The 26,233-nt window shown below is 64.8% G+C and carries 28 protein-coding genes; 18 read left to right on the top strand and 10 right to left on the bottom strand.

The features are described 5' to 3' along the window. Nucleotides 1-124: 124 nt before the first annotated feature. Both VSR72_RS26810 and VSR72_RS26805 read left to right on the top strand, forming a co-directional pair. Complete coding sequence (locus tag VSR72_RS26810) at nt 125-829, top strand: SDR family oxidoreductase (protein ID WP_342955374.1); 705 nt, start codon at nt 125-127, stop codon at nt 827-829. 286 nt (nt 830-1,115) lie between these two features. Then, nucleotides 1,116-2,102, top strand: a complete 987-nt coding sequence (locus VSR72_RS26805; RefSeq protein ID WP_342955373.1) for a DUF535 family protein — start codon at nt 1,116-1,118, stop codon at nt 2,100-2,102. Between the two features lie 25 nt (nt 2,103-2,127). Here the strand turns inward: VSR72_RS26805 and VSR72_RS26800 are convergent, their stop codons facing one another. The 4 genes from VSR72_RS26800 to VSR72_RS26785 form a co-directional block, all read right to left on the bottom strand. Continuing rightward, entirely contained in the window at nt 2,128-3,060 is a 933-nt protein-coding gene (locus VSR72_RS26800) for a GGDEF domain-containing protein (protein ID WP_342955372.1), read from the bottom strand. 373 nt (nt 3,061-3,433) lie between these two features. Continuing rightward, nucleotides 3,434-4,435: an MBL fold metallo-hydrolase gene (locus tag VSR72_RS26795; RefSeq protein WP_342955371.1), complete on the bottom strand. Its 1,002-nt coding sequence runs from the start codon at nt 4,433-4,435 to the stop codon at nt 3,434-3,436. Further along, nucleotides 4,350-5,339 (bottom strand): zinc-dependent alcohol dehydrogenase family protein, encoded by a 990-nt coding sequence (locus VSR72_RS26790; protein ID WP_342955370.1) that lies wholly within the window; start codon nt 5,337-5,339, stop codon nt 4,350-4,352. Before VSR72_RS26790 ends, VSR72_RS26795 begins: the two co-directional genes overlap by 86 nt. Before the next feature lie 167 nt (nt 5,340-5,506). Continuing rightward, the gene (locus VSR72_RS26785; protein ID WP_342955369.1) at nt 5,507-6,421 is read right to left on the bottom strand and encodes a LysR family transcriptional regulator; all 915 of its coding nucleotides are present in this window, start codon (nt 6,419-6,421) and stop codon (nt 5,507-5,509) included. Nucleotides 6,422-6,573: 152 nt separating this feature from the next. On the opposite strand from VSR72_RS26785, the gene VSR72_RS26780 reads away from it, so the two are divergent. From VSR72_RS26780 to VSR72_RS26765, 4 genes are all read left to right on the top strand, one after another. Continuing rightward, entirely contained in the window at nt 6,574-7,500 is a 927-nt protein-coding gene (locus VSR72_RS26780) for a LysR family transcriptional regulator (RefSeq protein WP_342955368.1), read from the top strand. A gap of 133 nt (nt 7,501-7,633) precedes the next feature. After that, entirely contained in the window at nt 7,634-8,842 is a 1,209-nt protein-coding gene (locus VSR72_RS26775) for a YbfB/YjiJ family MFS transporter (protein ID WP_342955367.1), read from the top strand. After that, a complete protein-coding gene (locus VSR72_RS26770) occupies nt 8,839-10,119 on the top strand; it encodes an MFS transporter (RefSeq protein WP_342955366.1) in 1,281 nt (426 codons plus the stop codon). Before VSR72_RS26775 ends, VSR72_RS26770 begins: the two co-directional genes overlap by 4 nt. Nucleotides 10,120-10,147: 28 nt before the next feature. Beyond that, on the top strand, nt 10,148-11,248 hold the full coding sequence (locus tag VSR72_RS26765) for a nitronate monooxygenase (protein WP_342955365.1): 1,101 nt from the start codon (nt 10,148-10,150) through the stop codon (nt 11,246-11,248). A 93-nt stretch (nt 11,249-11,341) separates the two neighbouring features. Here VSR72_RS26765 and VSR72_RS26760 read toward each other — a convergent pair whose 3' ends face one another. Beyond that, complete coding sequence (locus VSR72_RS26760) at nt 11,342-11,806, bottom strand: RidA family protein (protein ID WP_342955364.1); 465 nt, start codon at nt 11,804-11,806, stop codon at nt 11,342-11,344. 101 nt (nt 11,807-11,907) lie between these two features. On the opposite strand from VSR72_RS26760, the gene VSR72_RS26755 reads away from it, so the two are divergent. After that, nucleotides 11,908-12,855, top strand: a complete 948-nt coding sequence (locus VSR72_RS26755) for a LysR substrate-binding domain-containing protein (RefSeq protein ID WP_342955363.1) — start codon at nt 11,908-11,910, stop codon at nt 12,853-12,855. 34 nt (nt 12,856-12,889) lie between these two features. On the opposite strand, the gene VSR72_RS26750 is transcribed toward VSR72_RS26755, so the two are convergent. Beyond that, entirely contained in the window at nt 12,890-13,111 is a 222-nt protein-coding gene (locus VSR72_RS26750; RefSeq protein ID WP_342955362.1) for a DUF2945 domain-containing protein, read from the bottom strand. Nucleotides 13,112-13,315: 204 nt separating this feature from the next. On the opposite strand from VSR72_RS26750, the gene VSR72_RS26745 reads away from it, so the two are divergent. The 7 genes from VSR72_RS26745 to VSR72_RS26715 all read left to right on the top strand — a co-directional run bounded on the left by VSR72_RS26745 (nt 13,316) and on the right by VSR72_RS26715 (nt 18,786). Next, complete coding sequence (locus tag VSR72_RS26745) at nt 13,316-14,455, top strand: hypothetical protein (RefSeq protein WP_342955361.1); 1,140 nt, start codon at nt 13,316-13,318, stop codon at nt 14,453-14,455. Between the two features lie 253 nt (nt 14,456-14,708). Further along, a complete protein-coding gene (locus tag VSR72_RS26740) occupies nt 14,709-15,263 on the top strand; it encodes a DUF4142 domain-containing protein (protein WP_342955360.1) in 555 nt (184 codons plus the stop codon). Beyond that, on the top strand, nt 15,260-15,604 hold the full coding sequence (locus tag VSR72_RS26735; protein ID WP_342955359.1) for a cupredoxin family copper-binding protein: 345 nt from the start codon (nt 15,260-15,262) through the stop codon (nt 15,602-15,604). The genes VSR72_RS26740 and VSR72_RS26735 overlap by 4 nt, the downstream gene beginning before the upstream one ends. Nucleotides 15,605-15,621: 17 nt before the next feature. Next, entirely contained in the window at nt 15,622-16,314 is a 693-nt protein-coding gene (locus tag VSR72_RS26730; protein WP_342955486.1) for an RNA polymerase sigma factor, read from the top strand. Between the two features lie 166 nt (nt 16,315-16,480). After that, the gene (locus tag VSR72_RS26725) at nt 16,481-17,551 is read left to right on the top strand and encodes an MBL fold metallo-hydrolase (protein ID WP_342955358.1); all 1,071 of its coding nucleotides are present in this window, start codon (nt 16,481-16,483) and stop codon (nt 17,549-17,551) included. A gap of 27 nt (nt 17,552-17,578) precedes the next feature. Further along, nucleotides 17,579-17,842, top strand: a complete 264-nt coding sequence (locus VSR72_RS26720) for a hypothetical protein (RefSeq protein WP_342955357.1) — start codon at nt 17,579-17,581, stop codon at nt 17,840-17,842. A gap of 95 nt (nt 17,843-17,937) precedes the next feature. Next, nucleotides 17,938-18,786: an AraC family transcriptional regulator gene (locus VSR72_RS26715; protein WP_342955356.1), complete on the top strand. Its 849-nt coding sequence runs from the start codon at nt 17,938-17,940 to the stop codon at nt 18,784-18,786. Between the two features lie 44 nt (nt 18,787-18,830). Here the strand turns inward: VSR72_RS26715 and VSR72_RS26710 are convergent, their stop codons facing one another. From VSR72_RS26710 to VSR72_RS26695, 4 genes are all read right to left on the bottom strand, one after another. Next, nucleotides 18,831-19,010, bottom strand: coding sequence for a hypothetical protein (locus tag VSR72_RS26710; RefSeq protein WP_342955355.1), 180 nt, complete (start codon nt 19,008-19,010; stop codon nt 18,831-18,833). 27 nt (nt 19,011-19,037) lie between these two features. After that, entirely contained in the window at nt 19,038-19,790 is a 753-nt protein-coding gene (locus tag VSR72_RS26705) for a hypothetical protein (RefSeq protein WP_342955354.1), read from the bottom strand. A gap of 259 nt (nt 19,791-20,049) precedes the next feature. Then, nucleotides 20,050-21,186, bottom strand: a complete 1,137-nt coding sequence (locus tag VSR72_RS26700; protein WP_342955353.1) for a hypothetical protein — start codon at nt 21,184-21,186, stop codon at nt 20,050-20,052. A 45-nt stretch (nt 21,187-21,231) separates the two neighbouring features. Next, nucleotides 21,232-21,570, bottom strand: coding sequence for a metal-sulfur cluster assembly factor (locus VSR72_RS26695; protein WP_342955352.1), 339 nt, complete (start codon nt 21,568-21,570; stop codon nt 21,232-21,234). A gap of 821 nt (nt 21,571-22,391) precedes the next feature. Here VSR72_RS26695 and VSR72_RS26690 point away from each other — a divergent pair. From VSR72_RS26690 to VSR72_RS26675, 4 genes are all read left to right on the top strand, one after another. Next, complete coding sequence (locus tag VSR72_RS26690; RefSeq protein WP_342955351.1) at nt 22,392-22,757, top strand: glycosyltransferase family 9 protein; 366 nt, start codon at nt 22,392-22,394, stop codon at nt 22,755-22,757. A 254-nt stretch (nt 22,758-23,011) separates the two neighbouring features. Beyond that, nucleotides 23,012-24,031, top strand: a complete 1,020-nt coding sequence (locus VSR72_RS26685; protein ID WP_342955350.1) for an ABC transporter substrate-binding protein — start codon at nt 23,012-23,014, stop codon at nt 24,029-24,031. Nucleotides 24,032-24,097: 66 nt separating this feature from the next. Continuing rightward, nucleotides 24,098-25,474 (top strand): sensor histidine kinase, encoded by a 1,377-nt coding sequence (locus VSR72_RS26680; protein ID WP_342955349.1) that lies wholly within the window; start codon nt 24,098-24,100, stop codon nt 25,472-25,474. A gap of 28 nt (nt 25,475-25,502) precedes the next feature. Beyond that, nucleotides 25,503-26,183 carry a response regulator gene (locus tag VSR72_RS26675; RefSeq protein ID WP_342955348.1) on the top strand — a complete coding sequence of 227 codons (681 nt, stop codon included), beginning with the start codon at nt 25,503-25,505 and terminating at the stop codon, nt 26,181-26,183. The last annotated feature ends 50 nt before the right edge of the window (nt 26,184-26,233 follow it).

Raw genomic sequence — 26,233 nt, 5'->3', positions numbered from 1 at the left:
GCGCCGTTCGGCGGCGCAACGGTTCGGTACTGCGGTTCGGTACACAACGCAGGTTTGTTTTCACCGGATCTCACGCGCGCGGCGAACCGGCGCACATGCGATTCATCATGCGAAAGGATGGAATATGAAGATCGAAGGTGCTGTTGTTTTCGTGACGGGCGCGAACCGTGGGCTGGGCCTCGAGTTCGCGAAACAGGCGCTCGCAAGAGGGGCGCGCAAGGTCTATGCGGGCGCGCGCGATCCGGGCAGTGTGACGCTGCCGGGCGTCGTGCCCGTGAAGCTCGACGTGACCGATGCGGCGGCCGTGGCCGCTGCCGCCGAGGCGGCAAGCGACGTCACGCTGCTGATCAATAACGCGGGCATCGCGCGGCTCGGCAGCCTGATGGACGATGGCGCGCCCGAGGCGTTGCGCGATCACTTCGAAACCAACGTATTCGGGATGCTGGCGACGTCGCGCGCGTTCGCGCCCAGGCTCGCCGCCAACGGCGGCGGCGCGATCCTGAACGTGCTGTCGGTTGCGAGCTGGGTGAACCGGCCGATTCTCGCCGGCTATGGCGTGTCGAAGTCGGCCGCGTGGGGGCTCACCAACGGTCTGCGCCATTCGCTGCGCGAGCAGCACACGCAGGTGGTCGGCCTGCATGCCGGCTTTATCGATACGGATCTGACGCGCGGGCTGGAAGTGCCGAAGGCGACGCCGGCCGACGTCGTGCGTCAGGCGTACGACGCGATTGAAGCAGGAGCGGAGGAAGTTTCCACCGACGAATTCACGCGAGAGGTGAAGGCCGGGCTGTCTGCGGGCGTCTATCTGAACGAGCCGGCGCCTCGCTGAAGGCGCGCAAGCGCGCGCGCCGTTTCGACATGTCGCTCAGCAACCCGGCGCGCGCGACGCATTGAAACCGTTAAGGATCCCATAAGCTTTGCTCGTGTAGCATCGGCGCCCTCGAAGCATCAACCGTCGCGATGAATCGTCTGCTGATTGTCTTTGGCGCGTCCCTGTTCGCACTTTCCATCGTGACGTCCGTCGCAGCGTTAGTTATCGACAACGGGCTGTAGTCATCGGCAACGCCGGCAACGACTCTCGTACTCGTCGCCGTTGTCTCTGCCTTGCACGCGTCATGAAAATGGAAAACAGATTTTGGCCACTCACGTCAATTTCCGATATTTTCCGCCTGCTTTCCAGGGCTATCCCTGGGCGAACTCCCCATGACTACTTCCGGCGGGGCCGCGTGCTGATGTACGCGGCGCTCAACCCGCTTGCAGCACGTATCTGGTTAAAGGCACTGACCGCGAACGCTCTGCTCGCGGATATTGCTACCCGCAACCGGCGCTTTCTCGAACGTCCCTTTCGTCGCTTTGGTCAGGCGAATATGCCCGCACACGCGCGCGCCGAACTGCTGTGCGGTCATTTTCGAGTCGTTCGGGATCTGTTTGGCGAAGATCTCGTGCGCAGGGTCTATCTGAATTCCGAACACGTGACGTTGGCGGCGAGCGGCAGGTACGCGCTCGTGGTGAGCGAGCCCGTACGCTGCTGGCGCGAAGGGTTGCTGAGCGTCGCCTGGCGCGACACGTTCGACCACGTCGATCTTGCGTGGGCGACCATCAGCTTCGAAAGCCATCCCGTCTCAGGCAAACGGGGCGCGCTGATCGGCGGCCTGCAGGGGCCTGCCGGCGCGCAGCAGGAGCGGGTGCGCGAGGCTACGCGCGAATGCGACGGCTTGCGGCCGAAGGCCGCTGTGATGGAAGCCATCGGCAATTTCTGCGCGATGGCAAGGGTCGACGCGCTGACAGGCGTGACGCAGAAGACGCACGTTTCCGCCGCAACGGCGATCCGGTTTAGCGCGGACTATGACGGCTTCTGGCGTGAGCTAGGCGGCGTTGAGGTCGATGGGCGGTTCGTGCTGCCGCTGCGCCCCTATCATCGCGACATCAGCGAGGTTCCGTCCAAGCGGCGCGCAGCCTTTCGCAGGCGGCAGACGCTGATTGCGGATTTGCTGGAGCAGATCGAACGGGCAGTGGGCGACAGTCCGACTGCAGAGGTGAAGCCGCTTCATCTGGGTCACACGCAGAGTGACGACCCGCTGCCGGAACTGGCTGCGGCTTGAGATATCCGCCGGCTGACGTGCGTTATCACGCCTCCGGATCGACGAGGACACATCGGTTTTTGCCGAGCCGTTTCGCTTCGTAGAGCGCACGATCGGCGAGCCGGAACGTCTCCTGCACACCGATGAGTTCCGCGATGCCCGCAACCCCGATACTGACCGTTACCGTGTGCCCGGAAACTCGCTCCGTGGCCACGGAGGCGCAGATATCCTTTGCGAACGCGTTTGCGCTTTGCTGGTTGCCCGAAAATATCACGCCGAACTCCTCGCCGCCCAGGCGACCACACGGGTGCGGGCTGGCGCTTCGTTCGATGGCTTGCGCCACTGCGACCAGGACCTCGTCGCCGGTGTCGTGCCCGGCGGTGTCGTTGATCTGCTTGAAATCGTCAATGTCGATGAGCAGCAGCCAGAATTCCTCGCTGGACGGGCGGTCCTGGTATTGATTGATCTCCAGCATGAAGCTTCGGCGATTCGCAATCCCGGTGAGCGCGTCCTTGTAGGCAAATCGCGCCAGTTCGCGCTGGACGAGAAATGTCTTTTTTCTCTCCTGCGTGAAAAGGAGATTGAGCAGGAGCCCGAGTGCAAGGGCGGCGAGTGCAAACAGCAATATCCAGTTGCGGTCCGGTGAGGACATCAGCATGCTCACCGCGCCGCGAGAGATGATCAGCCAGACAACAAGCGCGCTTACCAGGTAGTTGAAATACCCGGAGAACACGGGGGCCATGGCCACGTTGATCGCGACACCGATGGGAAGCACCCAGAATGCGGGGTTGCCGGTGCCGGGCAAGTTCGAGTGAAACGCCAGTGCCACGAATGCGGCGCATGCGAACCGGCCAAGTGCGTCCGTGCGCACGCCGCGCGAGGCATATGTCATACCCATTGCAAGGACGATGCCGCCGACCGCGACCGCCGTGCCTGGTGCACTGAAGCTCACATTGGGGTTCGCGAACGCACGGGACATGAGCCACGACGCAAGCCCGAAGAACTGGACCGCCACCGCGAGATGGCGCGAGCTCTTTACTGCGCTTTCCTTGAAAAGCTGCCGTTCGAGGGTGTTGCGAAAACTGCGTCGTTGCTCGCGAAACCCGGTTCTTCCCGTGTACGGCATGCCAGTGGCCACCACCATTCAATGACATTTGAATTCGCCCCCGCATGTGTCGAACCCGCGGACAACGGCGAGACAGCAACAGGGCGCGCGTCCAGATGGCCGTATCACGCCACGCCGACCGCGAAATCGTCTGCGGATACAGCGCACAGATCAACTGGACTGTCGCCCCGGTATAACGACATATCCGTGATTTCCTTTAGCGTGACTTAGGCTGGCCGTTCTGGACTTAGACAGCCGGCGACCACAGATCGTAATTGAGAAGGTACGCATTGCCCTCGCGCTGGACCGAGGCCGTCGTCGGCAGATTGAAGTGCATGCCGCTGATGGAAAGCTTGTCGGTCGCCACCCTGTCGAGCAGTTGAGCGCGGGTGCGTGCAGCTTGCGCGGCGTCGCTATCGAAGGCAATGGTGACTTCCGGTTGCGCAAGCTGAATGTGCGGGAAGTGAACAATATCCCCCCAGATCAGCAGCGTATCCCGGCCGTCTCCCAGCAGATAACCCGTATGGCCAGGCGTGTGCCCAAACAGCGGCACGGTCTGGATACCGGGCAGAATCGACTCCTGGTGGAATGGAACCAGCTTCTCGCCGTAAGCGTTGAACGCATTTCTCGCTACGTCGAAAAAAGGCCGGAAGCCCTCGGGCGCGTTCGAGTAGATGCTATCGTCGCGCCAGAATGCGAGTTCTTTTTCGTGCACGAAGAACTGCTGCACGTTTCGGAATACGGGCGACTGGAGCGGGGCCGCGAGGCCCCCGATATGGTCGGGATGAGCGTGAGTGAGCAGTATCGTGTCGATGTCGAGCGGGTCGATGCCCGCAGCGGCCAGCGCGACCTGGAGGCGCCCGCCCCAACCGTTGATGCCGCCGGCGCCACCGTCGATGAGAATGGTCCGCTCGGCAGTCTGCACGACGTACGCGTTGATGTTCATCCGCGGCAACGGCGGCGCACCGCGCTTTTCGAGCAATGCTTCTGCTTTCGCGGCATCGATGCCGTCCAGCAACTCGAACGAAACATCGAGATAGCCGTCACTCAGCATGGTGACGGTCATGTCGCCGACTGTCTTCCTGTTGATGGCCGGCGCCTGGAACGCAACTTGGGAACGCATGGTTACCTCGCGGTTGATGTGGGAAAGAGGCGTGCCTCGATCACAGCGTGACGACGATCTTGCCGATCTGGTTGCCGGCTTCCATATATCGATGAGCGTCGGCGATTTCGTCAAAGCGGAATACACGGTCGATCACCGGCCGCAATGCCTTCGAAGTCAGCCCCGCCGAGATGAACGCTTTGGCCTGCTCGAGCTTCTTTTCGTCGTTGGTGATTTCGAATAGTTCGTAGCCCTGAATGACGATGTGCTTAGTCAGGATGTCCATCACCGGCACGGCAATATCCCGTGAATCGAGCGCGCCATACTGGTAGTACACGCCGTCGTGGGACATGGCGCGGATGATGTTCCGGGCGTTCGGACCGCCGACCGGGTCGAAGACGACGCGTGCGCCCCTGGAGCCCGATGCGCGCAGGATATGGCCGGTCAGGTCAGGGTCGTCGCTCAGAAGGACATGGTCGGCGCCGATCGCGCGCAGGGTGGCCTCCTTCTCCTTGCTACGCGTGAGCGCAACGGTGGTGGCGCCTGCCATCTTCGCGATCTGGATGGCAGCGAGCCCGACGCTGCTGGTTGCCGCGCCAATGACGACCGCGTCGCCGCTGCTCAACTTGCCGTAGTTGATGAGCGCGCCGTATGCGGTGACGAACATCATCCATGTGGCCGCGGCTTCTTCGTGCGATACGCCAGCCGGATTCTTGACGACTGCGTGTACAGGGGCGTTGACGACTTCCCCGTACATGCCGTATTCGGCGAACGAGAACGCCGGAATGACGCTGACCAGGTCGCCGACCGAGAACGCCTCGACCCCGGCGCCAACGGCGATGACTTCGCCGGAAGCCTCATAGCCGAGCGTGGCCGGAAACTGCGGGTCAATGACGTATTGGCCTGTGCGATACATCACTTCGGCACGGTTGATACCCAGCGCCTTGACCCGAATCTGAACTTCCGTGGACCGAGGCGCGGCGACTTCGATGTCGTCGAACCGCAGCACCTCGGGACCACCGGTTTGATGAAAGCGAACGACCTTCGACATGGCTAGACCTCAAATGCGTCGTGAACGATGACTCGCACTTTAGGCCGCTGAAAGGCTCGGATAAACGAATTCACAGGCAACTGACTGTTGCCTGGCGGAAAAACAATCTCCGGGGAGGGGCGCTCGCTACCCAGCGAGGCATGCCCCGTATCGGGCCGCGCCCGGTGTCAGGGGGCAAGCCAGGTCGGATTGATTCTGACCAGCTCGTCGGCGAGCCATTGGGAAAAAAGCCTCACGCGGGGCGAGACGTATTGCCGGCTGGGATAGAGCAGCGAGACAGGCCGGGGCGTGGGTCGATAGGGGGCCAGCACTTCCACCAACGATCCTTGCGCGAGTTCTTGCTCCACCAGGATTCCGGGCGCCTGAATCAGCCCAAAGCCCGCCACGCCGCAATGCACATAGGCATTCGCCGCGTTCACGCTGATGCTCGCGCTGCACGCCGCAGTTTGCTCCTGCGCGTCGACCAGAAAGCGCCAGGCCATCGGCCGGTTGTCGTGGCCGGACAGGAAGTTGACACCCTTGTGTGCCGCGAGGTCCGATACGGACTCTGGCGTCCCGTATTCCGCCAGATACTTTGGCGCGGCGCACATCACCATCACGGCGGCGCCGACGCGCCGGCCAACCAGGCTCGAGTCCGGCAACTCGCCGATTCTGAGAACGCAATCGACGCCTTCGGCGACCAGATCGACTGTGCGGTCCGTCACGCCGAGCACGAGCTCGAGACTGGGATACTGACGCGTGAAATCGTGCAGGCGGTTCACGAGCCGCTGTTGAGAAAGCGCGGCGGGCAGGTCCACTCGCAGCCGCCCGCGCATGGCCTCGCTCGTATGGCTGAACATCGTGGTCGCGTCGTCAATGCCCGCGAGAATTTCTTCAGCGCGGGCGTAGAACTGCTCGCCTTCCGGCGTGAGCTTGACGCTGCGCGTCGTACGCTGAAACAGCCTGACGCCAAGGGCAGCTTCCAGCTCCTGTACGGACCGGGTGACATGCGGACGCCCAACCTGGAGCACTTCGGCGGCGTTCGTGAAGCTGCCCAGCTTTGCCACCGTGCTGAAAACCTTCATTGCTTGCAGCAGTTCCATGCGATCCTTTGTTCCGTAGCGAGGCAACAATCCATTCGATGCTAGCCCATTCGAATCCGGTTCGCGAGCGAGCCGCCATGCCGCCAGCCATAAACCGCTAATATCGACGCGGAATTCACAGAACAAAGCCACCACCAGGCCAACAGCACGCAATGGATCGAATCGACGCCATGAAGGTTTTCGTCGCCACGCTCGACGAGGGAAGTCTCGCGGGCGCGGGCCGGCGCCTCGGCCGCTCGCCCGCGGCGGTGAGCCGGGCCATTGCGTTCCTCGAGGAGCACACGGGCACGCCGCTCCTGTACCGCACCACGCGCACGATCCGGCTGAGCGAGGCCGGCGAGCGCTATGCGCTCGCGTGCCGGCGCATTCTCGCCGACCTCGAGGAAGCCGACCTGCTCGCCGCCGACGAGCGCTCCGCGCCGCGCGGGCTGCTCGGCGTGACGGCGGCGGTGGCCGTGGGCGAAGAGGTGCTGCGCCCGATGATCGAGGAGTTCATCGACCGCCATCCCGAGGTGTCGATCCGCCTGCACCTGCTCGACCGTCCCGCGAGCCTCATCGACGAGGGTATCGACGTGGCGTTGCGCATTGCGCATCTGCAGGATTCGACGCTCGTCGCCATTCCGGTGGGCGAGGTGCGGCGCGTGGTGGTCGCCTCGCCCGACTATCTCGCCACGCATCCGGCCATCGAGGCGCCCGCCGATCTCGCGAGCCACACGATCATTTCGATGACGCATTTCGGGCTCGACTCGTGGAGCTTCCCGGCGGCGCGCCAGAGTGCGCTGCCCCAGGTCGTGCAGTTCACGCCGCGTTTCATCGTCAATACGATACGTGCGGCGCGGGCTTCGGCCGTGGCCGGGCATGGCGTCACGCGGCTCTTTTCCTATCACGTGGCCGAAGAGGTCGAGGCGGGCCGGCTCAGGATCGTCCTGCGCGACAGCGAGCATGCGCCACTGCCCGCGAATCTCGTCACGCCGCACGGGCGCCTTTCGGTACCCAAGGTGCGTAGCTTCGTCGATTTCGCCATCCCCCGGCTGCGCGGGTACTTCGAGCAGGCCCAGCGGATCACGGACGCCGATTGAGCGACATTCGCCCACTCGTTCGCGGCGCGGAAGAATGACTTCCGTATCGCGGCGATTCTCTCGCCAATCGATCTAACCTAGACTGGCTCCAATCTTCAGCGAATGCTTCATTGCTCGCTAGCCGGGAGTCGTCATGCACCAAGCCGTCTCGAATCCGTCCGCGCCCGCGGCCTACAACGTCTGGCGGGGCACGCTCGCCGGGGCCAGCGCGAGCCTGATCGGCATTGGCCTCGCGCGGTTCGCCTACACGCCGCTGTTGCCCGCGATCATCGGTGCGCACTGGTTCCCCGCTTCAACTGCCGCTTACCTCGCCGCCGCAAACCTGGGCGGCTATCTGGGCGGTGCGCTGCTCGCGGGAGCGATGGCGCGCGCCGCGAAGCCGGCCACCGTGCTGCGCGCAATGATGCTGCTCGCAACCCTCGCCTTCGTCGCCTGCGCGGTGCCCGTTTCGTTCCTCTGGTTCTTCGTCTGGCGCTTCGCCTCGGGCCTCTCGGGCGGTGCGCTGATGGTGCTCGCCGCGCCCACGATCCTCGCGCATGTGCCCGCCGCGCGGCGCGGCTTCGCGAGCGGCGGCATCTTCACGGGCATCGGGCTCGGTATCGCGGCTTCGGGGACGATCGTGCCGATCCTGCTGCGCCAGGGCCTCACGGCCACGTGGCTCGGGCTCGCCGTCGTCTCGCTGCTGCTCACGGCCGTGGCGTGGAACGGCTGGCCCGAACATGGCGCGAGTGCGCCCGCTCACACGACGCCGCGCTTCGAACATGCCAAGGCTTACCCGCGCTCGAAGCTGCGCGCGCTCTACGCCGAATATGGGCTGAACGCCGTGGGGCTCGTGCCGCACATGATTTTCCTCGTCGATTACGTGGCACGCGGGCTGGGCCGCGGCGTCGATGCGGGCGCGCAATTCTGGGTGCTGTATGGCATTGGCGCGATCGTCGGACCGCTGGCGGCGGGGCACCTTGCCGACCGCACGGGCTTCGGTCCGGCGCTGCGCGCCGCGTATCTCGTGCAGGCCGTCGCCGTCGCGATTCCGGCTCTCGGTCTCTTCGGCACGGAGGGGCTCATGGTCTCCGCCGTGCTGATGGGCGCGTTCACGCCCGGCATCGTGCCGCTGGTGCTCGGCCGCGTGAACGAGCTGCTCGCGCATCATCCGTCCGCCGTGAAAAACGCATGGACCCGCGCCACGACGAGCTTCGCCGTGATGCAGGCGGTGGCGGCTTACGGCTTGTCGTTCGTGTTCTCGTCGAGCGGCGGCAACTACCTCGTGCTGTTCGCGATCGGCGCTGCGGCGCTCGTGCTCGCGCTCTTCGTCGATCTCTTCTCCGCGGTGAGGGCAAAGTGAATACCACCGTTTCTTCTCCTGCCGCTGCGCTCCGGCAAACAGCGCAGCCGCCGCGCGGCTACTCGGAGCGCAATGCGCAGTACTGGCAGCGCAATCTCGTCGTCTGCGTGATCGGCTCGTTCACCACGCTCGTGAGCCTGAGCATGCTGCTGCCATTCCTGCCGCTCTACGTGCGGCAGCTCGGCGTCACTTCGCAGTCTGCCGTGATCCAGTGGTCGGGCGTCGCATTCGGCGCGACGTTCCTCGGCACGGCGCTGACCGCGCCCCTCTGGGGGCGCCTCGCCGACCGCTATGGCCGCAAGCCCATGCTCGTGCGCGCGGCCATCGGCATGGCCGTGGTGATGTCGTTGATCGGGGTGGCGCACAATGTGTACGAGCTCGTCGCGCTGCGTCTGATCGCCGGCCTCGTAGGTGGCTACGCGTCGGCTTCCACGGTGATGGTCGGCACCCAGGCGCCGCGCGAGCGCGCGGGCTGGGCGCTCGGCATTCTTTCCACGGGTGCGCTCGCGGGTAATCTCGTCGGGCCGCTGGTGGGCGGCGTGCTGCCTGGCTGGATCGGCATTCGCGGCACGTTTTTCGCGGGTGGCGCGATGATCGCCGTGGCGGCGCTCTTGACCATCTTCGTGGTGAAGGAAGAGTTTCATCCAGAAAACGACGCGAAATCCCACGCGCGCAACGCAGCGGGCAGTTCGGCTGGCAGCGTGCGCCGCCCCGACTATGCGGTCGTGGCAGCGCTGCTCGTGACCGCGATGATGGTGCTGCTCGCCAACATGTCGATCGAGCCCGTCATCACGGTTTATATCGGCAGCCTGGGCGTGGGCGCGGCGCATCTCGCGCGCGTGGCGGGCGTGGTCATGGCATGCTCGGCGCTTGGCAGCATGCTCACGGCGGCGCGCCTGGGCGCACTGGCCGACCGCTTCGGGAGCTGGCGCGTGATCGTCGCCTGCCTCGTGCTCACAGGGCTCGCGATGGTGCCGCAAGCGTTCGTCACGCACTGGTGGCAACTCGCCGCCCTGCGCGTGGTGATGGGTATGACGCTCGCGGGGCTCTTGCCTTCCATCGGCAAGCTCGCGCGGCAATCGGTAGACGAGAGCAAGACGGGTCGCCTGCTCGGCTATCTGCAATCGGCGCAATTCAGCGGCCAGGTGGTGGGCCCAGTGATCGGCGGTGTGATCGGCGTTCACTTCGGCCTGCACGCCGTGTTCTTCGTGACCGGCGCGCTGCTGGTCGCATGCGGCGGGCTCGCGCACTGGGCGCAGCGCCGCGCGCACGCTTGAAACTGGAACGGATCCGGAGGGAAGCAACATGAGCACTCAAGTGGACGAACGGGCGTTGCTGCGCTCGCTCGGCATTCAGAAGCCGATCATTCAAGCGCCCATGGCGGGCACCACCACGCCGGCGCTGGCCGCCGCCGTGTCGAACGCGGGCGCGCTCGGCTCGCTGGGCGTGGCCGCCATGACCGCGGAGAATGCGCGCAAGGCAATCCACCAGACACGCGAGCTGACGGCCAAGCCGTTCAACGTCAACGTGTTCTGCCATCGCCCGGCTACGCCCGACGCGGCCGTGGAGCGCGCGTGGCTCGACTGGCTCGCGCCGGTGTTCGAGCAATACGGCGCAAAGCCGCCGGCCTCGCTCTCGGAGATCTACACGAGCTTCGTCGTCGATCGGGCCATGCAGGCCATGCTGCTGGCAGAGAAGCCGGCGGTGGTGAGCTTCCATTTCGGCCTGCCGTCCGATGCGGTGATCGCAGAACTCAAGCACGCGGGCATCCGTTTGTTTGCGAGCGCAACGAATCTCGACGAAGCGGCCGCGGCGGTGGAAGCGGGCGTGGACGCGATCGTCGCGCAGGGTGTGGAGGCGGGCGGGCATCGCGGCGTGTTCGATCAGAACGCGCGCGACGATGGTCTCGGCACCTTCGCGCTCACGCGCCTGCTGGTGAGCGAGTTCGACGTGCCCGTGATCGCAGCGGGCGGGATCATGGACGGGGCGGGCATTGCCGCCGCGCTCGCGCTGGGCGCGCAGGCGGCGCAACTGGGCACGGCCTTCGTGGCCTGCCCGGAGAGTGCCGCCGACGAGGGCTATCGCGCCGCCTTGCTCGGCGACGCCGCGCGTCACACCACGTTCACCTCGGCGATCTCGGGGCGCCTTGCGCGCAGCATCGTCAACCGTTTCACCGCGCTTGGCGAGGACCCGAAGGCGCCGCGCATTCCGTCCTATCCGATCACGTACGACGCGGGCAAATCCCTGATCGCGGCTGCGAAAGCCAAGGGCGAATTCGGCTACGGCGCGCAATGGGCGGGCCAGGCCGCGCCGCTCGCGCGCGCGTTGCCGGCGGCGGAGCTGGTGGCGCAACTGGAGCGCGAGACGCGCGAGAGCATCGCGCGGTTGCAGTCGGTGTGGGGTTGAGCGGGACTCACCTGCCGCAAGCGGAAACGGGAACATCGGCACGCGCGAAGGATGCGCGTGCCGATGTGTCGTTACGAAGCGGTAAAGCGGTTTTCAGGCAGGCAAAATCTGCGCGATCACCACGAGTTCGACGGGCAAGTCGAGTGGCAGTCGCGGATGCGAGAACGCGGAGCGCGCATGTCCGGCCTTCTCGCCGAGCGCGGCCGCGAAGAGATCCGACGCGGCGTCGAGCACGGCTGGCTGATCGAGAAAGCCTTCGGCGCTGCTCACGTGACCTTCCATGCGTACGATGTGATGCAGACGCTCGAAGCCGCCCAGGTGCCGCCTGATCTGCGCGAGTACGTTCAAGGCGGTGAGCTGCGCGGCCTCGCGGCCTTGCTCGAGCGTCAACTCCGCGCCCACGCGCCCGGTCCATCGCAGCTTGCCCTCGGCGAGCGGTCCCTGGCCGGAGATGAAGAGCAGATTGCCCGCCTCGGAAGCGGCGCGGTAGTTGCCGAGCGGTTGCGGTGCGACGGGCAGGGCGAGACCGAGATCGGCAAGTTTTTGTTCGACGGACACGCTGTTCTCCTCGAGTGGTGGTGAGCATTCGCCTCATGTTGGAGCCTTCAGAATAGAGCCAAAACAACAGGCGCGAACAGGAACAATCAGGAGAAGCGGGCATGCAACGCAAATTCGACGATCTGCTGCTGGGCAGCATTGAACTGTTCTGCCAGGCGGCTGAGCTAGGCAGTTTCACGCTGGCAGCCAACGCGGCGAGCGTCACGCCCGCCGCGGTGAGCCGTTCGGTCGCGCGGCTCGAAGAGCGGCTCGGCGTGCGCCTTTTCGTGCGAACGACGCGCCAGATCCGCCTGACCGATGCGGGGCGGCGCTACTTCGAGCAGTGCCGCCAGGCGCTGTCGCAACTCGTGGACGCCGAGCGCGAAGTCACTGGCGAGCAGACCACGCCGGCGGGCGTGCTGCGCATCAGCATGCCCACGCCCTATGGGCACTATCGCGTGCTGCCGCTGCTGCCCGCGTTTCGCGAGCGCTATCCAGAGGTTCAGGTCGACACGCACCTGAGCAACCGCAACATCGACTTCGCGGACGAAGGCTTCGATCTGGCGATTCGCGGGCGTGCGCCGGCCGATTCCAATCTGGTCGCACGCAAGCTGGAGGACGCGGAGATGGTGGTAGTGGCAACGCCCGCGTACCTGAAGCGCGCGGGTACGCCGAAGACCGTGGCCGACCTGCAGTCGCACGAGTGCATACAGTTCGAACTGCCAAGTAGTGGCCGCCATCTCGCCTGGACGTTCGACGGCAACGCCAATGAAGACGGCGACGTGATCACGAACGGAAGTTACGGAACCTCGGGCGACGCGCTTGCAGGTGTCACGCTCGCACGCGCGGGAGCGGGGCTCTTTCAGACCTATCGCTTCGTGGTGGCCGACGACCTGCGCGAAGGCCGGCTCGTCGAGGTGCTGCGCGATGAGGGCGGGCGTACCCGGCCGTTCATCCTGCTGTATCCGCACGCGCGCTATTTGACGTCGCGCGTGCGGGCCTTCGTGGATTTTCTGGTGGAGCAACTGGCGGCGCCTGCGTCCGCGCCGCGCGCCAAGCGCGCGCAATGAGGCGCCGGGTTCGACCGGTTAATCCCGTGACAGATCAGTGCTTGTGCACCACCTTTTCCAGGTCGTCCGCGGGACAGACCGCGTGCTCGCCGGTCTTCTCGCTTTCGACCTCGTAAGACGGGTCGTCCTTCGACGCGGCGACAGACTGACCGTCGAGTTCCGTATCCCTGATGATCCTGCGCACGACCGTGCCTGTCGTGACGCCCTGCGGGGTGTTCCACGTGACGCGATCGCCGGTTTTGAGTCGATGGGACATGATTGTGCGCTCCGGTGGTTGAGTCCCCCTTATCGCCGCATTCTGCGTTCCTGAGGCGATAAGGCGTTCCGGCCTGCGTGCCAGGGAATAGCCTCGCCGCTGGTTCGTTTATGCAAAACGCGGGGCGCGCGAAGCATGGTGGGTTCACTGGCCGCGCGAGTTGTCCTGGCGTTCCGGATCGTCCCCGCGAGAAGGAGGTGTCAGATGAAAGCTTCTCGCTCGTTGTCTGCATGTCGTTCATACATCGGCAGGAGCCGGGCCGCGGTCGTGCCGCGACTGAGTTCCCTCGCGTGGTGCGCCGGGCTCTTCGCGCTCTCGCTGGCAACGGTCCGCGCCGACGCCCAGCAAGCGATCCTGCCGCCGGCGTTCGCGACGTCGTCGACCGTGCCAACGAATGGCGATGTCAATCCTTACGGCATTGCGTTCGTACCCGTCGGCGTGCCTTCGTGGAGCACGCTTAAACCCGGCGACGTGGTGGTGTCCAATTTCAACGCGAAATCGAATCTGCAAGGCACCGGCACGACGATCGTGAAGCTCGTTCCCAACAGCCAGCCGGTGACGTTCTTCCAGGGCAACAAGCTCGGCCTCACGACGGCGCTCGCCGTGCTCAGAAGCGGCTTCGTGCTGGTGGGGAACGTGCCGACCGCCGACGGTAAGAACGTCATCGCGCCGGGCTCGCTGCTCGTGCTCAATCCGCAGGGCCGGGTCGTCAAGGAACTGAAAGATGCGCGCCTGCTCGACGGCCCCTGGGACCTCACCGTGATCGACGGCGGGCAATTCGTGAAGGTCTTCGTCTCGGACGTGCTGAACGGCACCGTCGCGAGAATCGACCTCGCGATCGGCGAGAACGGCGTGACCGAGTTGCCGACCTCGACGATCGTCGCTTCGGGCTACATGCACCGCACCGATCCGGCGGCACTGGTCGTCGGCCCGACGGGGCTCGCGTACGACGGCCTACGCGACGTGCTCTACGTCGCTTCGACCGGCGACAACGCGGTGTTCGCCATTTACGGCGCGGCGTTTGCGCACCAAAGCGGCGGCGTCGGGCGGTTGATCTATCAGGACAACACGCATCTGCACGGACCGCTTGCCCTTGCGCTCGCCCCCAATGGGCATCTCGTCACGGCCAACGGCGACGCCGTGAATGCCGATCCGAATCAGCCCAGCGAAATCGTCGAATTCACCGTAGATGGGCAATTCGTCGCGCAAATGTCGGTCGATCCCGCAGCAGGGTCCGCGTTCGGGCTCGCGTTCGGCATGGACAGCCAGCACCACTCGCAGTTCGCCGCCGTAGACGACAACACCAATTCGGCGACGGTGTGGACGTTGCGCACGGGTGACTGAACAATAACCACGCAGCGCGATTACCCACGGCCCGCTCCGAGGCGGCGGAGCGAGGCCGGTAATGTCTATTGTTTAGCTAGTCGAATTAAATTCACGACTGCGCCGTGTGCAACGTGCGCTTTTAGGGCGGAACGCAAGCCAAGGCGCACAACAAGCTTCTGGTCATGGTCGCCATTGGGAACAGCCTCGCGGCTCGTGACATCTATTGCCTCGAAGGCGGGTGAAACGCCCGCCGCTCATCGAGGAGAGTCATATGAACCCCACCCGAATGCTGTCAGGCGCGGCGCTCGTGCTTTTGAGCCTGTTCGCGGGCGCGCTGTTGAGCACCCCCGCGCTCGCCCAGGGCTCGGGCCCGACCGATCCGCAGATCGCGGCCATCGTCGTGACCGCGAACCAGGCCGATATCGACGCCGGCAAGCTGGCCGTATCGAAAACGCAGACGAAAGACGTGAAGGCCTTCGCGCAGCGCATGGTCGCGGACCATACCGCTGTGAATCAGTCGGCCGTCAAACTCGTGCACAAGCTGGGCGTCACCCCCGAAGCGAATCCGACCAGCGAGAGCCTGAAGCAGGGTGGCGAGACCAACATGGCGAATCTCAAGACGCTCTACGGCGCACAGTTCGATCGCGCGTATATCGACCATGAAGTGACGTATCACGAGCAGGTCATCGACGCGCTCGACAAGACCCTCATTCCCAGCGCGCAAAACGCGGAGTTGAAGGCCTTGCTCGTGAAAGTCAGGCCGGCGTTCGTCGCGCACCTCGATCACGCGAAGCGCGTGCAGGCCTCACTCGCGAATTCGCAATGAGTCGCTTGCGCCGTATTGCGCTGAGCGCGTGTGCAAGCATGTGTGTGGGCAGCGCCGGGCCGGTGGCGGCGGCCAGCTACGTCGTGACCATCGAGCAGATGCGCTTCGAACCGCCGAGCGTGACGGTACACGCCGGCGACAGCGTCGTGTGGGTCAACAAGGACCTCGTGGCCCACACGGTCACTGCCGACGCCACGGCCAAAGCCAAAGCGTTCGACTCCGGCAGCATCGCGCCGGGCGCATCATGGCGATATGTCGTGAACCAACCCGGCCGCCATGCATATACGTGCCAGTTTCATCCTGTGATGCATGGCACGCTGAACGTGGAGCCAGGACCATGACAGACCGGGAGGCCGCAATGGCAGAAGCACATACCAGCGAATTGACGAGTGACGATGCGCAGATTGTGCGCCGCATCGTGGCGGGCGATCTTGCGGCTTTCGAGCTCTTGATGCGCCGCCACAACCGGCGCCTCTACCGGCTTGCGCGCGCCGCGCTGCGCAACGACGCGGAGGCGGAAGACGCCTTGCAGGAGGCGTATCTGAAGGCCTTCAAGGCGCTCGCGCAATTCCGCGGTGATGCCGCGCTCGCCACCTGGCTCTCGCACCTCGTGCTCAACGAGTGCCTTGCCCGGATGCGCCGCGAGGCGCGCCGCCAGAACGTGATGCCTATATCGCCCGATTGCCTGGACGAAGAGCGGATGGTTTTCGATATGGACCCGATGCACGCCCACGACGACAACGCTCCTGAACAGCAGGTCTCGCGCGCCGAGATCCGCGCGCTGCTCGAACGCAAGCTCGACACCTTGCCCGTGGGTTTTCGCACGGTGTTCGTGCTGAGGACGGTCGAGGAAATGAGCATCGAGGAAACGGCGCAGGTGCTGGGCATTCCCGAAGCCACGGTGCGCAGCCGACATTTCCGCGCCAGAAACCTGCTGCGCGAAGCGCTGGCCGAGGAGGTCGACCGGCTGGGTCCCGAGTTGTTCGAATTCGGCGGCGGATGTTGCGATCGCATCGTCGCCGCGGTGCTCGCCAGGCTGCGGCGGACGTAGCGCGGCGAATGCTTCGCCGCCGCCCGCCCATTCGTTCGTTGCCGAACAAACGCGCGCAGATCGCGCGTATATCGCGCGCGTTGAGCCGCCGGGCCGAAACCGGATGCGGCATACTGGAAAGCGCGCCACGCGTCTGCTCCACGCGTCGATTCCACAGAGAGCCGCGATGATCTTTCGCCAGCTTTTCGACCCCGTATCGTCCACCTATACCTACTTGCTCGGCGACCCCGAAAGCGGCGAGGCGCTGCTGATCGACCCTGTCTACGAACAGGTGCCGCGCGATCTCGCGTTGGTGCAGGAACTGGGCCTGCGCCTGCAGGCGACGCTCGACACCCACGTGCACGCCGACCACGTAACGGGCGCGTGGCGCTTGCGCGAGCGCAGCGGCAGCCAGATCGCGCTCGCCGAGGCGGTGGGCGCCGAGGGTGTGAACCGCGCGCTGCGTCACGGGGATCGCATCGCGTTCGGCAAGCGGTATCTGGAAGTGCGCGCCACACCTGGCCACACCAGCGGCTGCCTGACCTATGTGCTCGACGACGCGAGCATGGCCTTCACCGGCGACAGCCTGTTGATACGCGGCTGCGGCCGCACCGATTTTCAGGGCGGGAGCGCGGAGCAGCTTTTCACGTCCGTGCGCGAACAGATCCTCACGCTGCCCGGCGACTGCCTGCTCTACCCGGCGCACGACTATCGCGGCATCACGGTCACGAGCGTGGCGGAGGAGCGGCGTTTCAATCCGCGCCTGGGCGGCGATGTGGATCTCGGCGACTTTGCGGGCTACATGCACAACCTGAATCTGCCGCACCCCAAGCAGATGGCCGTGGCGGTGCCCGCCAACATGCGTTGCGGCAAGCCCGAAGCCGAGGCGCCGATCCAGGAAACGCCCGACTGGGCGCCGCTCACGCTGCGCTTTAGCGGCGTGTGGGAAATCGAGCCGATGGCGCTGCTCGAGCATGCGGCTGCGATGCAGATCGTCGATGTGCGCGAGGCGCCCGAGTTCATCGACCAGCTCGGCCATTTGCAGGATGCGAAGCTCGTGCCGCTCTCGCAGCTGATGGCCCGCATCGACGAGCTCGATCGCGAGCGGCCCGTCGTGGCGGTGTGCCGCTCCGGCGTGCGCTCGGCGCAGGCAAGCGTATTGCTGACCAAGGCAGGCTTCGGCAAGGTGGCCAATCTCGCGGGCGGCATGTTGCGCTGGAAGGCCGAGGGATTGCCCGTCGCGCCGTGCAGCCCTTGATGACGCCCTCGAGGCGAGGAGACGAACATGACAGCCCACGACTTCGCCGAGTTTTCCTGGGACGAACAGGAAGACGTCAAGGCTGTGCTTGCCAGCCGGGGGCTCGACCTGCGCGAGTTCCGGATCTCGGACAACGACAACGTCCCCGCCGGTGGACGGAGGGCGACGATTCGGCAGGTATCCGTCACGCGTATCACCAACGGTAAGCAGGCGATCTACGACACCGACCATTTCGCCCCGTGGATCACGGATTTCGACGAAGCGCTGAAGGCCGGCGAGTTTGACGACTGAGCGTGGTTGCTCTGCCGGGAGCGCACGTTCCATCCTCCGCGCATGGCTGGCGTACACTCGTGCCCTTGGGAAAGGAACCGGGAACGAGGCGAGTCATGACGAACGCGACGGTGACTGAGGGCCGGAACGATCACTGGCTCGTCGCGCGGCGCGATGCGCAGACGGGCATCGAGAGTTTGCGTGCGCATTTCAGCGGTCACGCCTACGACCCCCACGATCACGACGACATGCTGATCGGCTATACGGAGCAGGGCGTGCAGCGCTTCCAGTGTCACCGGTCGCTGCATACGAGCGTGCCGGGGCGGGCGATCCTGATCGAGCCGGGGGCATTGCACGATGGCCACGCGCCCGAGCCGGGCGGCTTCACCTATGCGATGTTGTACCTGCCCCAACCGTGGGTCGAGCGTGCGGCGCGCAGGCTGAATATTGCGGGACTCGCCGGCGTGGAGGCCGCATTCGGTCGGACGCTCGTCGACGACCCGCGCCTGACCGATGCGATCCGCCGCGCCTTTCTTGCGCTATACGGCGAGGAAGGCCGGCTCGCGCGCGACGAGGCGCTCGACCGCTTGCTGGAGCACCTTGGCGGCCATCTGCTCGATTCGACCGCAGCGGCGCCCCCAGCGCCGCCCGCGCTCGCCCGCGTGCGCGATCTGCTGCACGAACATATGAGCGCGAACATCGGGCTCGACGAACTCGTCGATAGCGCGGGCATCGACCGGTTTCGTCTGACGCGCCTGTTCCAGCGCGAGTTCGGCACGTCGCCCCATGCGTACCTGGTGCGCTTGCGCCTGCGCGCCGCGCGCAGGCTGCTGGCGGCCGGGCGCACGCCGGCCCAGGTCGCCGCGGAAGTGGGTTTTGCCGACCAGAGCCATCTCGGCCGATGGTTTCGCCGCGCATATCGCATGACACCGGCCACTTACCGGCGCATGTGCGCGCGCATCTGATTGCGCATCTGAGTGCGCGCGGCAATCGCGCACGAGCGCTCGCGTCACGCTCTGTACAACCAGCTCGCCAGTTGCGTGCCGACGAACGCGCAAGCGCCGCCGGAAAACGCTGCCATGCCTAACGATGGATAGTGAGCCGTGAACGGATACACGCAGATCGACGCGAAAAACGTGAAGAGCCCGGTGAACATGCCTCGTTTGAACTTGACGGTGGCTTCTCGCACGGCGGCTCCTCGCGGAAAAGGTCTGGGCTATCGGCCCAACGCGGCCTGAGCCCGTTGCAGCCACTCGCTATTGTGCTCGCGGGCGTGGCGCGGCCAGTGCTTCGCGTCGTGCACGATATCGGCGTAAAGCTCGCGCGAGCGCTGGCGGTCGGCGTCGCCGGGTTGCCTCGCCAGCCAGTCGGCGAAGAGGCAACGCGGGGCGGCGTCGCTCGCGCACGAGAGCGCGGTTTCGAATGCGGCGCGCGTGCCCGCTGCGCCGTTCGCGGCGAGCGCGCGTGCATACAGCAGGGATGGCTCCGGCTGCTGGCGGGCGACAGGCTGGACGGCGAACAGCTTTTCCAGCGTCTCCTGGGTGGCCGCGGCATTGCCGTTGGCAAACTGCGCGCGCGCGAGGCCCTCGAGCAAGGCCGGATCGGATGCGAACGGTCCGGTGGCCGCCGCCTGATAATGCTCCAGCGCTTCGGCGGCGTTGCCCGCGTCGAGCAGCGCCGCGCCGAGGCGCATACGGTGCGCGACGGTCGGTGCGCGGTCGAAGTCCGTGCGTGCTTCGCGCACCGCGCGGTTGGGATCGACCAGTTGCGAGATCGCGCGGCCAGTCGCCCTTGCCCCGCGCGACTGGCGCAGGCTCGGCAAATAAATGACAAAGAAATAGACGAGGCTGCCAAGACCTGGGAAAAGAAACAGGATCAGCAACCAGTACATGTTCTGCTGGTTGCGAATGGCATGCACTGCAAAGAGCAGGGCGATGATGACGTAAAGGCTGATTCCGAAAATGCGCATTGACGAGAGGGCCCGTTGTGGTGCGTGGTTGTGTGCGGTCGTGTCTCAAGCGGCGTCATTGCAGTTTGCGCCGCAGCGACGCCGGCTTTTCAATGATACCTGCCGGTATGGTTCCGCCGCATTGGAGCAACCGCCGGATTGTCGTGAATTCTAGCCGTATCGTCCGATGAGCATGCGTTTGCTTGTTGCCGACCGGCGCAGGAAGCGACGAATGTTAGGATACCGATGCGTATCGCGACGCACAGGTTGGCGCTGCGGATTACGACGAACGTGTCGGGTTCGAAATCCGTCTGCCGCCAGGACGCCGGGCGCGTTCCCGGCGGGCCGCGAGCACGGCCGCAATCAGCGTCAGCGCGAAGAGTGCCAGCGCCACCGCGCCAGCAATGCCGCCAGCCTTGCGCAGCCAGAACAGTTCGGCGAGTCCGCCCGTCACGCGCATGACGAGGCCCGCGTGGAGCACGGCGAGGGGCGCGTAGAACAACGGATGGTATTTCACGGGCAGCCGCGTGAGTGCGGGCACGATGACCGGCGCATGGCCAAACACCATGGAAAACACGAAGCCGAGCGTGAGCGCGTGGAGGGCGGCGTCATGCCACGGATGCCCCGGCATCAGCGCACCGGCGAGGCCGAGCACGCCGCTCAGCGCGAGCCAGCCATAGCCGCCGAGCAGACAAACCGCGATAAAGCGCGTGAGCGCGCGCTGGCGCACCGTGCGGCGCGCAATGTCATAGTTGGCCAACCACACGGCGAGCAGCACGACTGCCGCCGCGAACAGGCGTGTTCCTTCTTCGGGTCGCCATAGCGCCCAGAGCACGCCAGCGATCATCGCGACGACCGGCACGAAAAACAGGTATCGGGCGCTGCGCGGCAGGCGCAGCATGCGGGTGAGTTCGAGCCGCTCGGCGGCGATCGTCAAAACCAGAAACGCGAGCCAGCACAGCACGGAAGACGACACGTCGCCCGTCAACGCCCAGACCAGATTGCCGGACCACCAGCCAAGTACCGCGAGCGCGAGCACGCCCAGGTGGAGTGCCGGTTGCTTGCGCAACACCTGCAGGCTCGCCACGAGAGAAACGCTCGCCGCGGCGATGAGCAGCCATTGCGCGGCGACGGGCGGAGCACCTGCCATCAGCACGACGCCCGCTGCGATCGCGCCGGCCGGTGCCAGCAGATACACCGCTCGCTGCAGGGCGACCGCGCGTTCGAGGCTGACGAGCGCGCCGAAAAAGACCGGCAGCATCAGCACGCCGTGCCACGCGACACTCGTCATCGCGCGAGCGGGTACCTGAACGCCGAGGCGCGCCAGTCCTGCCATCACCGCGCAAACGAGGACGAGAACGATCGTCAGCGCGGCGGCGAGCTTTCCGAGGTGGCGCAGTAGTGGGGCAACGTTCATGATGTGCGTTCGCATGCCGCGAGGCCGAATACAGTGCGTGCGCACTCAGTCGGGCTCCCAACCCAGAACGGCGCGCGCCGCCTCGCTCATCATGGTGGGCTCCCACGCGGGTTCCCACACGAGCGCGACTTCGACAGGCACACCCTCGGGCACCGATTCCTCGGCCACGGCCTGCACCTCGTCCATGATGAGCTGCCCCATCGGACACGCAGGCGAGGTCATGGTGATCTCGATCTTCAGACCTGCATCGCCGGATTCAATGCCATAGACGAGGCCGAGGTCGACGATGTTCACCCCCACTTCGGGATCGATCACGCAGCGCAGCGCATCGCGGATCTGGCGTTCTTCGTTCGTGTCGTCGAGTTTGAGGCGGGGTGTGTTCATGGAGGACTCGTGATGAACGATAGGACAACCAACAATATGCAAATCGTGCTGCAGACGAACGGCGTCGGCTTGCCGCGATTAAAACATCCACCTTCGGTGAACGTTTTAATCATGATAGTGCTCCAGCGCATTCTGGCGCTGTGCTAATTGGCCGCAGCATGTGCCTAAAAAATAAACAGGGACCGAAGGCCGCGGGCGGTGCAATGCCCCCCGCGCAACCGCAGCCACGGTGCCAGCATCTGCCAATTTGCACGCGCAGACCCAGCACAGGCAGAATACGACTTCCGGCCGATATAAATGGGGCGGGATTCGCGGGCTGGCGCAGCGCGCGTGCGCACGCGAAACAATCAAAAAGCAAAGTTAGGGGAAAGTGACATGATCGGACGGTTTCTCGTGGTGGTATCGATGATCGGCGCACTGGCCGCTTTGGCGGGCTGCAATACGGTCGCTGGATTCGGTCAAGACATCACAGACTCTGCACGAGCCGTCCAGCGCGTTCTGTGACCTTCGCGCCGGGTGGCGTAATGGCCACTCGGTCGAAGGTTACGGATGCGGTGGGCAGGCTCCTGCAGAGTGAGCGATGAACGTCGATACGGTCCGTGGTTTCATAGACAAAAGTCGTCGTGTTCCCCATCCGGACATCGTTCAGGATGAAGTCGAGCGTTGTTTGCTTATAGAAACCTTCTGCTTTTGAAGCAGCAACTGCATGCGTGGTTGCTGCTCTCGCTTAACCGGCAGTTCGGTGTGTATGCGGAATCTGCAGCATTGCGATTTCGGTTGGCGTGAGGGAATCGAACCGTATCTACGGCAAGTGGGCCGATGTGCTCGCACGACTCGACGACGATTCCGAATTGTCGCGCTATCGATATGTCCTGATCGGATCGGACAATGGGCTCAAGGAAGCCAACGATCTCACTGCAATGCCATTCAGGAATTTGAAGCTCGACTCGCTGGTCGGCAAGCTGAAAATTCGCGAATGCTATGCGCTCATCGGGCAGAGCAAGCTGTTCGTGGGCGCAGACGGCGGACTGCTGCATAACGCGCACGCGGCAGGCGTGCCGACCGTTGCGTTGTTCAGCGATGACATCGAACCGAGAACCCGTTACGTGGAGAACGACTTCTTCCGGTGTTCCCCGGTAGACCTGCGCGAGCCCCGGCTGGCAAACTTCCCAGGCAGAGCCCCTTAAACAGGGTCTCGCTGCTTTGTGCACAATCAATCAGGAATCCTTTTTAAAAGAACATTGGCGAGCTTGTCGATTCTGAATAAAAGCCATTGTTATTCAGAAAAATTAAAAGCATAAATAATGCCGCCGCTCATGGAAATCCCGTATACATCGGCGTGACCCGCGAAAGCTTCGGGAAGGGTTTGAATCACTAGAATCCCCGAAACGACCGAGGCGGCGAGCATCGCGCCGCCGGCCCATTCTGATGGAGACAATCAATGCAACCCAGTTTTGGCGCGCTGCGTCAAGTCGCACTCGCCGGTGGCCTGCTGTTTGCCATGGCGGTTCACGGCGCACAGGCCGCCGACGATGCCGGCGACAAGATCACCATCATGGTCGGCGGCATTACGAAGCTCATTTACCTGCCCGCGCGTCTCACGGAACAACTGGGTTATTTCAGGGACGAAGGGCTCAATGTGGAGCTGCTCTCGCAGCCCGCGGGCGTGGATGCCGAGAACGAACTGCTTGCGGGCGCGGTGCAGGCCGTCGTGGGCTTCTACGATCACACCATCGACTTGCAGACCAAGGGTAAGGACGTCAAGGCGATCGTCGTGTTCGGTCAGGTGCCGGGCGAAGTGGAAATGGTGTCGTCCAAAGCGGCCGGCACGATCAAGTCGATGGCCGATGTCAAAGGCAAAACGCTGGGCGTGACGGGGCTTGGGTCCTCGACCAGCTTTCTCACGCAGTATCTAGCGAGCCAGCATGGCATTGCCTCCAGCGCCTACACCATGTTGCCGGTGGGCGCGGATGCGAGCTTCATCGCGGCCGTCAAGCAGGGGCGCATCGACGCGGGCATGACGACCGAGCCGACCGTCTCGGCACTGCAGAAGTCCGGCGACGCGAAGGTGCTCGTGGACATGCGCACGGTGGAAGGGACGCGCGCCGCGCTCGGCGGCACGTATCCCGCCGCGAGCCTTTACGTGCAGGACGCGTGGGCCGAGTCGCACAAGGCTCAGGCGGTGAAGCTCGCGCACGCGTTCGTGCGCACCATGCAGTTCATTCACACGCATAGCGCCGAGGAAATCGCCGCGCAAATGCCCGCCGATTATCAAAAGGACAAGGCGCTCTATGTGAGCGCACTCAAGGCCTCGCTGCCGATGTACACCGCCGACGGCAAAATGCCCGCCGACGGCCCGGCCACCGTGCTCAAGGTGCTCTCGAGTTTTAATCCTTCGGTCAAGGGCAAGCACGTGGATCTGTCCGGAACGTATACGAACGAATACGTCAGCGCTAAATGAGGCACGCCCCGAGCCGCCGTCCCGCACGCTCTGCCGGGCGGCGTCGTATCTGAGCGAGCATGACACATGGTGCATAGTCTGCGTGCGCGAATACTGTTGTGGCTGCTGGTGCCGCTCGCCATGTTTGTCGTGGTGACGAGCTACGAGTCGCATGTCGCCGCACAGCAGACAGCGGATCTCGTGCAGGACCACTCGCTGCTGGATTCGGCGCGCACGATCATCGAAGATGTCGACTGGGACAACGGCTCGCTCACCGCGACGATTCCGCCAGCGGCGCTGGAGCTGTTCGAGTCGCCCTGGCAGGATCACGTCTTCTACAAGGTGCTCGCCGGCGACGGCCGCTTGCTGGGTGGCGCGCCGGATCTTCCGCTGCCGCGCGCGAACACAGCGGAAGTGCCTGTGTTCTACGACACCACCTATGCGGGTTTGCCGATTCGCGCCGTGGCCTACGAGCGCATGCTCTACGACTCGGGCCGCGCCGAACGCGTCATGGTGATCGTCGGCAAGACGATCGCGTCGCGCGAGGCGATGGTCAACGCGTTGTGGAGGCCGCAGCTCGCACGCCAGTGGTTCATGCTGGCGCTCGTCGCGCTGCTCGTGCCGCTCGGGCTCACGCTCGAACTGCGCCCGCTCATGAAGCTCAAGGACGATGTCGCGGGCCGCGAGGTCGTGCAACTGGAGCCGATCCGGCCGGACCATCTGCCCTCGGAGCTAAGGCCGATCGTCGAGGCGATCAACCAGTGCATCGCGCGGCTCAAGGTGCACGCCGCCATGCAGCGTCAGTTCATCGCCGACGCGGCGCACCAACTGCGCACGCCGCTCACGCTGCTCACCACGCAAACGCAATTCGCGAGCCAGTGCGACGCGCGCGATCCCGCGCTCTTCGAAGCACTCAAAGGCGCGCGCCGCACCAGCCAGAAAATGGCCGAGTTGACGAATCAACTGTTGTTGCTCGCGCAGGCGGAATCGATGGCGCAGTCCTCGCGCAGCCAGACGCGCGTGGATCTCACTGAGGTCGTCTCGTCGGTGCTCGAAGAGATGGTCCAGGCCGCGGAGCGCCGCGGCATCGATCTCGGCGCGGAACTCGCCGACGACGTGCACGTGGCGGGCAACACGGGCCTGCTGGCTTCGCTCGTCTCCAACCTGATCGACAACGCCATTCGCTATACACAAAAGGGCGGCCGCGTGACGGCCGTGTGCCGCTGCGAAGGGGAGCAGGTCATGCTGCAGGTGGTGGACAACGGCCCCGGCATTCCCGCCGAGGCGCGTGCGCACGTGTTCGAGCGCTTCTATCGCGTGGCGGCGGACACCGAGGGCACGGGCCTCGGGCTTGCCATCGTGCACCAGGTCGCGCGCTCGCACGGCGGCTCGGTGAGCGTTGCCGCGGGGGCTGAGCGCGTGGGTCTTGTCGCGACGGTGCGTTTGCCGGTCTGGTCCGGTTGAGATGGCTGAAAGGAGGTGAGGAGGGACCATGAAGCTCCTGCTCGTAGAAGACAATGCCGAACTCGCGCACTGGATCGTCAACCTGTTGCGCGCCGAGAATTTCACGGTGGACTGCGTGGCCGATGGAGAAGCCGCGGACTCCGTGCTGCTCACGCAGAGCTACGATCTCGTGCTCCTCGACATGCGCCTGCCGCGCCTGAGCGGCAAGGACGTGCTCAACCGTTTGCGACGCAGGCGCAACAACGTGCCCGTGCTCATGCTGACCGCGCATGGCTCGATCGACGACAAGGTGGCGTGTTTCGGCGCCGGCGCCGACGACTACGTCGTCAAGCCGTTCGACAGCCGCGAACTGGTTGCGCGCATCAAGGCGCTGATACGGCGGCAGACGGGCGAGAAGTCGGGCTGGCTGACCTGTGGCGACCTGCAGTACGTTTCCGATACGCGCGAGTTTCGCCACAAGGACGCGCCGCTCAGCCTGCGCAGGCGCGAGCATTCCATACTCGAAGCCCTCATGCTGCGCCAGGGCAAGGCCGTGCCCAAGCATGTGCTGCTGGAGCGCATCTGCAGCCTGAGCGACGAGCCGAGTGTGGATGCGATCGATATCTACATCCACCGGCTGCGCAAGCACCTTGCGGAGTCGAGCGTGCAAATCACCACGCTGCGCGGCTTGGGCTATATCCTTCGCGTGAAGGAGCCGGTGCCTGCCTGAGCAGGCCCGAATGTTTAGCGGTATTAGTGGATGTACTTAGGAATACCAAC

Source organism: Paraburkholderia sp. JHI869 (assembly GCF_038900775.1).
Classification (GTDB): Bacteria; Pseudomonadota; Gammaproteobacteria; order Burkholderiales; family Burkholderiaceae; genus Paraburkholderia.
The sequence above is the reverse complement of the archived record's forward strand: the minus strand, read 5'-3'. Positions and strand labels throughout refer to the sequence as shown.

Excerpts from the sequence above, each read along its gene's own strand:
- VSR72_RS26735 (WP_342955359.1), top strand. The coding sequence starts at position 15,260 with ATGAGTCGCTTGCGCCGTATTGCGCTGAGCGCGTGTGCAAGCATGTGT.
- VSR72_RS26780 (WP_342955368.1), top strand. The coding sequence starts at position 6,574 with ATGGATCGAATCGACGCCATGAAGGTTTTCGTCGCCACGCTCGACGAG.
- VSR72_RS26750 (WP_342955362.1), bottom strand. The coding sequence starts at position 13,111 with ATGTCCCATCGACTCAAAACCGGCGATCGCGTCACGTGGAACACCCCG.
- VSR72_RS26685 (WP_342955350.1), top strand. The coding sequence starts at position 23,012 with ATGCAACCCAGTTTTGGCGCGCTGCGTCAAGTCGCACTCGCCGGTGGC.
- VSR72_RS26730 (WP_342955486.1), top strand. The coding sequence starts at position 15,622 with ATGGCAGAAGCACATACCAGCGAATTGACGAGTGACGATGCGCAGATT.
- VSR72_RS26805 (WP_342955373.1), top strand. The coding sequence starts at position 1,116 with ATGAAAATGGAAAACAGATTTTGGCCACTCACGTCAATTTCCGATATT.
- VSR72_RS26755 (WP_342955363.1), top strand. The coding sequence starts at position 11,908 with ATGCAACGCAAATTCGACGATCTGCTGCTGGGCAGCATTGAACTGTTC.
- VSR72_RS26810 (WP_342955374.1), top strand. The coding sequence starts at position 125 with ATGAAGATCGAAGGTGCTGTTGTTTTCGTGACGGGCGCGAACCGTGGG.
- VSR72_RS26700 (WP_342955353.1), bottom strand. The coding sequence starts at position 21,186 with ATGAACGTTGCCCCACTACTGCGCCACCTCGGAAAGCTCGCCGCCGCG.
- VSR72_RS26785 (WP_342955369.1), bottom strand. The coding sequence starts at position 6,421 with ATGGAACTGCTGCAAGCAATGAAGGTTTTCAGCACGGTGGCAAAGCTG.
- VSR72_RS26800 (WP_342955372.1), bottom strand. The coding sequence starts at position 3,060 with ATGTCCCGTGCGTTCGCGAACCCCAATGTGAGCTTCAGTGCACCAGGC.
- VSR72_RS26745 (WP_342955361.1), top strand. The coding sequence starts at position 13,316 with ATGAAAGCTTCTCGCTCGTTGTCTGCATGTCGTTCATACATCGGCAGG.
- VSR72_RS26765 (WP_342955365.1), top strand. The coding sequence starts at position 10,148 with ATGAGCACTCAAGTGGACGAACGGGCGTTGCTGCGCTCGCTCGGCATT.
- VSR72_RS26720 (WP_342955357.1), top strand. The coding sequence starts at position 17,579 with ATGACAGCCCACGACTTCGCCGAGTTTTCCTGGGACGAACAGGAAGAC.
- VSR72_RS26705 (WP_342955354.1), bottom strand. The coding sequence starts at position 19,790 with ATGCGCATTTTCGGAATCAGCCTTTACGTCATCATCGCCCTGCTCTTT.
- VSR72_RS26675 (WP_342955348.1), top strand. The coding sequence starts at position 25,503 with ATGAAGCTCCTGCTCGTAGAAGACAATGCCGAACTCGCGCACTGGATC.
- VSR72_RS26695 (WP_342955352.1), bottom strand. The coding sequence starts at position 21,570 with ATGAACACACCCCGCCTCAAACTCGACGACACGAACGAAGAACGCCAG.
- VSR72_RS26740 (WP_342955360.1), top strand. The coding sequence starts at position 14,709 with ATGAACCCCACCCGAATGCTGTCAGGCGCGGCGCTCGTGCTTTTGAGC.
- VSR72_RS26725 (WP_342955358.1), top strand. The coding sequence starts at position 16,481 with ATGATCTTTCGCCAGCTTTTCGACCCCGTATCGTCCACCTATACCTAC.
- VSR72_RS26790 (WP_342955370.1), bottom strand. The coding sequence starts at position 5,339 with ATGTCGAAGGTCGTTCGCTTTCATCAAACCGGTGGTCCCGAGGTGCTG.
- VSR72_RS26775 (WP_342955367.1), top strand. The coding sequence starts at position 7,634 with ATGCACCAAGCCGTCTCGAATCCGTCCGCGCCCGCGGCCTACAACGTC.
- VSR72_RS26715 (WP_342955356.1), top strand. The coding sequence starts at position 17,938 with ATGACGAACGCGACGGTGACTGAGGGCCGGAACGATCACTGGCTCGTC.
- VSR72_RS26680 (WP_342955349.1), top strand. The coding sequence starts at position 24,098 with ATGGTGCATAGTCTGCGTGCGCGAATACTGTTGTGGCTGCTGGTGCCG.